This is a genomic window from uncultured Parabacteroides sp. (genome assembly GCF_947855115.1).
Classification (GTDB): domain Bacteria; phylum Bacteroidota; class Bacteroidia; order Bacteroidales; family Tannerellaceae; genus Parabacteroides.
The window spans coordinates 1-6,535 of sequence record NZ_CANTZW010000057.1 but is presented as its reverse complement, the minus strand read 5'-3'; the positions used below and the strand labels follow the sequence as shown (position 1 = coordinate 6,535).

Below are 6,535 nucleotides of genomic sequence, written 5' to 3'. Positions count from 1 at the left end.
AACAAAACTGAATAACAAAACTGAATAACAAAACTGAATAACAAAACTGAATAACAAAACTGAATAACTAAACTGAATAACTAAACTGAATAACTAAATCCGACTAATCAAAACCAAACAATCAAAACCCAATAATTAGAACCAAACAACCAAACCTACCCTTGAGCGATAAAAAGCGATATCTTCCGACATAATCGACAGATCAGCTTACGATATTCCTCTCTATTATCTCCATTCACCTCGCTGATATATTTACTATATGATATCTCCTTTGCGAACGCTCTCGGATCAGCGCTCATATCTGCCGCACGAGGATAGGCCGAACGGAGCAAACGGCAATAATCCATGAAAGAACATTTATAATCCGGATATACCCGAAAACGGAGCGAATCCTCCGATAACTCGGCAAACGTCCCGTCCCACCATGCATTCGAACGCCCGTAAGCCGTGATCCCGAAGCAATTATGATGCTCCTGGCAAAGCGTACTCTCACCCCAACCCGTCTCAATCGCTGCCTGCGCCAAGATCACCACCGGATTAATCCGAAACGCCCGCCCCGCCTCAAGAGCCAACGGAGCATATTTCTCAATAAAACCTCTAGTCTCCATAATTTTATTAGTTGATGGTCATCAATAGACCGTAATCAATAATTAGTTTGTTAGTATACATATGTTTGTTAGTAATAGTTCATTAATAATTGATCGTAGATAATTTGGTATCTGGCGATTAGCCTCAATCAATAAATCTCAATCAAAGGTTCATAAGTGTCAGTATTTAGACAATTGCCCATAAACAATTTGTATTAAACGCTTCCCCGCAATCAATAAACCATGATCAAAAGTTCGAAAACGTCAAGTTCATAGGAAATCAGCCATAAGCCGTTTATATTAACGCTTCCCCATACTCAATTAATCGTAATCGATAGGCTTAAGTAGATGGTTGATAGCTAACAATGTTTGTTTCATTTATCATAACAACCAACCATCCCCCATCACTCACCACCTACCGCTCACTAATCGCCATTAGCCAACCTCTGCCATTACTTATCACCTATCACTGCCACCTCATCAGATCTCGTCCGGGCTTTCCGAGCCCGTAGGCTTCTTGGAAATATCCACGTTCGTCAGTCCGGCCTTCTCTGCCTTAAGCACGGCACGGACAGCCGCCCGGGTAGGTACGGGATTGAAACTCATGCCGGTGAAAACATCCTTCAGCTCCTCGCCGGGGATGAACTGTATCCTTACGCCGGAAATGTTCGAGGCCGTGAACACCTCAGTGTTATCAGCCGGTCGGTTAAGCACCTGCAAGCGGAACTTCCCCAGCGAGCCGTAATCCACCTGATCGCCCGCACGCAAGGCCTCCAGCGTATTCTCCACGCAACTGATAAGCACAGCCGAGACATCAGCCCGGCTTACCGTGGTCTGGCTGGCGATACGCTTGGAGAGATCCTTCAGCGATAACTCCGCATTAACCTGAGCCCGTGCGTAGGCCTTCTTGGGCTGTTTAGAATCATGGGGATTTACCCGCATCGAAACACTGTAATTTAATGCCATAAAATTGTTTTTTTAAGAATGAATATAAATCTTATATAATCTCAGATATAAATCTCGTTTAATTACATATACAAGTGATATATGACCATATATTTAGCTTATTTATAAGCTTGTATAAAAAATGATATATAATCACATATGCAAGTGAAATCTAATCATCTATACAAACTATATATAGCCATCTATCCAACTCCTATCTACTCGTAAATACGAATCATACCTAATCACAAATACAAAGATACAACACTCCATCCATTCAAATATGTACAACTATGTAATACAATGAGAAAACATGAGATAAAGTTTAAAAATAATAGAAGAAATGTATCTCCATATCCAAATTAATCTGTATCTTTATATCAGAAAATTAAATCTAGAAATCATGAAAACACAATCTTACAGCAAAGGAGATCTAGCCCGGGCCTATGCCCCGGATATAACCTACCAAGCGGCCCTGAACCGTTTATCGGTTTGGATACGTGTGAACCAGCCACTCTCGAAGGCGTTGCGGAAGACCGGTTATTATCCCAAACAGAAACTCTTCACCTCCAAGCAGGTAGCGCTTATCTTTAAGTTCTTGGGAGAACCTTGACGCGCATAAGGTTGCGTTGGCCCGCATGATGCGTAGCGAGGAGCTACGCTGCGTGTATCGACAACCCTTACGACGTGTAGTGTCGGCTTCTGCGACGCGTACTCTCAACCCGGCGATTTACGTTTTCGGCCTCCGCTCTGTATATCGGCGGTTTCAGGTCTTTGCGCCGCTAACCTTTGCGGTGCGTGCCTTTAGTCCCGGCGATTTACGTTTTCGGCCTCCGCTCTGTATATCGGCGGTTTCGGGTCTTTGCGCCGCTAACCTTTGCGATGCGTGCCCTTAGTTCCGGCGATTTACGCCTTCGGCCTCCGCTCTGTATATCGGCAGGTTCCGGGCCTTTACGTTGCCGGCCCTTACGATTTGCGCCTTCGCCCCCATACCCTTAGCGTCAGCGATCACGAATGTTTTTTCACTTAAAAAAAGACAATATGGATAATAAAAAAAAGCAGAAACATGGATTCATTCGTCAAGATCGATGAATCCATCAGGAATTCGGAGAACCCCACACGGACACTGTTCGAGACAGCGGCTTACCTGCTCGACCCCCGGAATACACGTACCAACCGCATGGCGGCGATCCGTGAGATGTTCAACACCAGCTACAGAGACAAGATCTACGAGATGATGGGAGGCCGGAACGAGGCGAGGATCAAGGTGAGGTATCCCCGCCTGATGGTAGGGGTCATACGGGCCTTGTACCGGATCGGGATGTTCGGGAAGCTCAGCTACGAGGAGCTGGACAGGCATCTGGGCCGTATCTTCGAGATGCCGCTCAAGGACTCCTCCATCCGCTCCATGTTCTACGATAAGACCTCGGTGTACGATGAGCTGGAGAAAACCTTCGCCGGATACAAGAAATCGGAAGATAATTTTAACAGGAAAGAGGGCGAATGCGACACCGGAAAACCGTAAGCGCATATCCGATAAGCGATTGCGGGTTTTTGGCGTCGCAAAATTGGGTAATCCAATACCGGGGTGCCCGTGCGTATCTTCGCGGCGTTAGAATAGTTCACGGATGCGATCTTTTCAGAAAATCTCAGAAGAAGGTTATATAAATATTATTTATTATAAGATGGGGTGCTACATAGGGGTGCTACATCGGACAAAAAACGAGGCTTGTATATCTTTCTTTATCAGATGGTTAGATGCCATTTCGAGTCCTGCAAACCAGTTCTACATAGATTTTATCTATTAAAAAAACAGTTATGGAAAACAAACGAATTTCTTTTTCCGTGAATTTACTCGAGACTGGCTATATTTACGTCAGTAGGAGTATGTTGTTAACCGCTTGTTCGCCCGTGAAGGACCAAGACGCCGCCCGGGTGATGCTCTGCATACAGGTAAACTCCTTTTTCAAGGAGGGCTGGGTAGAGCGGGGGATGGCCTCTTATCTTTGCCACAGGGGGGAATGGATCACCTCGGCCCAGGAATTGTCGGCCCGTATGGGGATGGATTACCGCACGATCCAGAAGATGCTGAAAGAGTTCGTCTCGCTAGGATGGCTCACGGTCAAGAAGATGGGTAACTACATCTGCCTCGGCTGGTTGCTGCCGATGGCGCCGGAGCGTCATGTCGCTGGCGGCTCTTTCACCCTGATGGGCGATAACGACGCTTTCTCTACTTGCAACATCTATTCGGGAGGGCGTATATGATGAAGCAAGAAGCGAGAATGAGCCAGACGCCTCAGCAGAAGGCGGAGCGGGCGGTGATAGCCGCTCTCTTGAGCAGCCCGGAATCTTATTTCGAGCTGGGGGGACGATTGATCCCCGAGATGTTCACGACCGAGGGAGACCGGCTGGTGTTCAAGTCCGTGGCTTCTTTGGCGGCGCAGGGAAAGGCGGTAGACATGGTCACGATCGAGGCCGAGATGATCCGGCAAGACGCTGCCTTGTACGGGAGGCTCAACGGCCTCTCTTTCCTCCGTGAGACGCTATCGGCCTTGAGGAACGACAGCCATATCCTCGTTCATGCCCGGCTGGTGCAGGAAGCGTGGGTACTCAGGGGATGCCGTGACGTGCTCCGGAAATACGGCAGCGAGGCCGAGGTTCCCGGCGTGGAGGCGGCAGACCTGATGGCTTCTATCCGCAAGGAGCTTGATGCCTTGGACTTGCGCCTTACCTCGGAGAAGGAGACCCGCTCGGCAGGCGACGTGGCCCGGGAGGCGCTGGCCGATTCTTACCGCCGCGAGGAGGAGCGACGATCGGGCGTGACGGAGGAGGTGCTGACCGGTATACGCTCTTTCGACGAGCTGACCGGAGGCCTTCACCCGAAGGATCTCACCGTACTCTCCGCACGCCCCTCGATGGGGAAGACGGCGGTGGCGCTTAACTGGGCGCTACGTGCTGCGGAGCAGGGCAAGCGCACGCTCTTCTTCAGCGTGGAGATGTCGGAGGAGGAGCTGGTACACCGCCTGCTCGCCATACTGAGCGACGTGGAGCCGGAGAAGATCCGTTACCGGGGCACTACCGCCGAGGAGCGGGTACGCCTGGGCGAGGCGGCTACCCGCTTGGAGTCTCTTCCTCTGCGGCTGGTCTACTGCGGGTCGCTGACGATCGACGAGATCCGGGCGATGCTCTTCCGTGAGCAGGCGAAGGAAGGGGTGGATCTCTTCCTGATAGATTACCTCAACCTGATCCATGTGCCCCAGGGCAAGGGCAACTCTCGCAACGAGACGATGGACCTGGCCTTGGGCGAGGTGGTGAGGAAGGTCAAGTTGATGGCCGTGGAGATGAAGGTTCCCGTTGTCTTGCTGGTGCAGATGAACCGTGATTGCGACCGTCGCTCGGCGCCTTTCCTGCCGGTCTTGAGCGACTTGCGCAACTCCGGCGCTATCGAGCAGGTAGCGGACCAGGTGGTGTTCGTCTACCGCCCCGAGAAATACGGCATCTACCAAGACCCTAAGACGAAGGAAGATCTCCGGGGCGTGGGATATCTGTTGGTAGCGAAGAATCGCTTGGGGAGCGTGGGCAAGGCGGTTTTCCGCTACAACCCTTCCATGACCCGTTTCACCGATTACGACGACCGACTGCTATGACCGACGGCCTGAAAGAACGAATCTTACGCTCCGTCACCCTTGAGAGGGTGGTCGGGGCGTACCTCACGCTCACCCGCCGGGGAAGCGCTCTCGTGGGGCTTTGCCCTTTCCACGACGATCGCCACCCGTCGCTCAGCGTGCATGTCGGGAAGCAGCTTTACAAATGTTTCGCTTGCGATGCCGGGGGCGATCTCTTCTCTTTCGTCATGCGGATGGAGAATTGCTCTTTTCCGGAGGCGCTGCGTATCTTGGCCCATCGTTACGGTATCCTTTCCGGAGAAGAAGCCGTAAGGAATCCTATGAAAGATCTCCCAACCCCCAAAAAGGTTCCGGTTATCAATTCTCAATTTTCAATTATCGAGCGTGAGCACGCCCGCTTCCTCTCGATGCTCTCGCCTTTCCTTCCCGCCATGGACGTGCTGGGCGATACCTACCGGAGGTTCGAGGTTGGCGTAGCTCCCGTGCAGGTTCCCTTCGCCTACGATAAGCTGGGCGGGCGGCTGGTCTTCCCCCTACGTAACGAGACGGGGAAGCTTTGCGGTTTCGCCGGTCGATGGATCGGGGTGGGAGAGAGGCCTGCGGACGTGCCCAAGTACTACAACTCGCCTACGAGCGGGCTTTACGTGAAGAGCCGTTTCCTGTACGCCTTGCGGGAGGCCGCCGATGGAATCCGTAGCCACGGCTTCGTATATATAACGGAGGGCTACAAGGATGCCTTGGCCATGCACGCCGCCGGGTTCTCGAACACGGTAGCGATTTGCGGAGTGGCTTTCACGGAGGAGCACGCCGGGTTACTGGCGCCATACACCCGCCGCCTTGTCTTCCTGCTCGACGCCGATCCCGCAGGCGAAGACTCCATGGCTCGCCTCTCTGCCCTTTGGAACGGGCGTGAGCGGATGGAGGTGAGCCGTGCACAACTCCCTTACGGGGAAGATCCGGATAGCCTTCTCGCCCATCGTGGGCTAGGGGGGATGCGTGAGGTGATCCGGCGGTGTACCCGTGTGGCCCGTCTGGAGACCTACGAGCGTCTTCTTCGCTCGGAAAGCCTTCTCATCTTGGAGCAACTCCGGTTGGCCTTGACCGTCGAGGAGCGTATGCCGCTTCTCCGTACTCTCTCGACCTTGAAAAAACGGGAATCCAGAGTGTCTTTGATCCTTCGGAGGAATGTGTTTTGTTAATACCTTGCCTCAATAATGCTTATAATGACAGGGATGATGCCTATAAATAATATTGGGGATGATACCTATAAATAATATTAATGTACGCAACCCCCCTTTGAAAAAAATATTACAAAAAAGTTACGATTTTGTTTGGAGTTTATGTTTTATAGCACTACTTTTGCACCCGCATTCGAGA

Annotated in this window: 7 protein-coding genes; 5 read left to right on the top strand and 2 right to left on the bottom strand. The window is 51.3% G+C overall.

Annotated elements, in window-relative coordinates; genetic code table 11:
- Nucleotides 1-155: 155 nt before the first annotated feature.
- Nucleotides 156-608, bottom strand: coding sequence for a glucosaminidase domain-containing protein (locus Q0110_RS18155; protein ID WP_297909888.1), 453 nt, complete (start codon nucleotides 606-608; stop codon nucleotides 156-158).
- A 459-nt stretch (nucleotides 609-1,067) separates the two neighbouring features.
- On the bottom strand, nucleotides 1,068-1,553 hold the full coding sequence (locus Q0110_RS18150; RefSeq protein ID WP_297909886.1) for an HU family DNA-binding protein: 486 nt from the start codon (nucleotides 1,551-1,553) through the stop codon (nucleotides 1,068-1,070).
- Nucleotides 1,554-1,935: 382 nt separating this feature from the next.
- Here Q0110_RS18150 and Q0110_RS18145 point away from each other — a divergent pair, with 382 nt between their 5' ends.
- From Q0110_RS18145 to Q0110_RS18125, 5 genes are all read left to right on the top strand, one after another.
- Nucleotides 1,936-2,145: a DUF4248 domain-containing protein gene (locus Q0110_RS18145; protein WP_297909883.1), complete on the top strand. Its 210-nt coding sequence runs from the start codon at nucleotides 1,936-1,938 to the stop codon at nucleotides 2,143-2,145.
- 453 nt (nucleotides 2,146-2,598) lie between these two features.
- A complete protein-coding gene (locus Q0110_RS18140) occupies nucleotides 2,599-3,057 on the top strand; it encodes a hypothetical protein (RefSeq protein ID WP_297909880.1) in 459 nt (152 codons plus the stop codon).
- A gap of 293 nt (nucleotides 3,058-3,350) precedes the next feature.
- Entirely contained in the window at nucleotides 3,351-3,797 is a 447-nt protein-coding gene (locus tag Q0110_RS18135; protein WP_297909877.1) for a hypothetical protein, read from the top strand.
- Nucleotides 3,794-5,179 (top strand): DnaB-like helicase C-terminal domain-containing protein, encoded by a 1,386-nt coding sequence (locus Q0110_RS18130; RefSeq protein WP_297909874.1) that lies wholly within the window; start codon nucleotides 3,794-3,796, stop codon nucleotides 5,177-5,179. Before Q0110_RS18135 ends, Q0110_RS18130 begins: the two co-directional genes overlap by 4 nt.
- Nucleotides 5,176-6,357, top strand: a complete 1,182-nt coding sequence (locus Q0110_RS18125) for a CHC2 zinc finger domain-containing protein (protein ID WP_297909872.1) — start codon at nucleotides 5,176-5,178, stop codon at nucleotides 6,355-6,357. Before Q0110_RS18130 ends, Q0110_RS18125 begins: the two co-directional genes overlap by 4 nt.
- The last annotated feature ends 178 nt before the right edge of the window (nucleotides 6,358-6,535 follow it).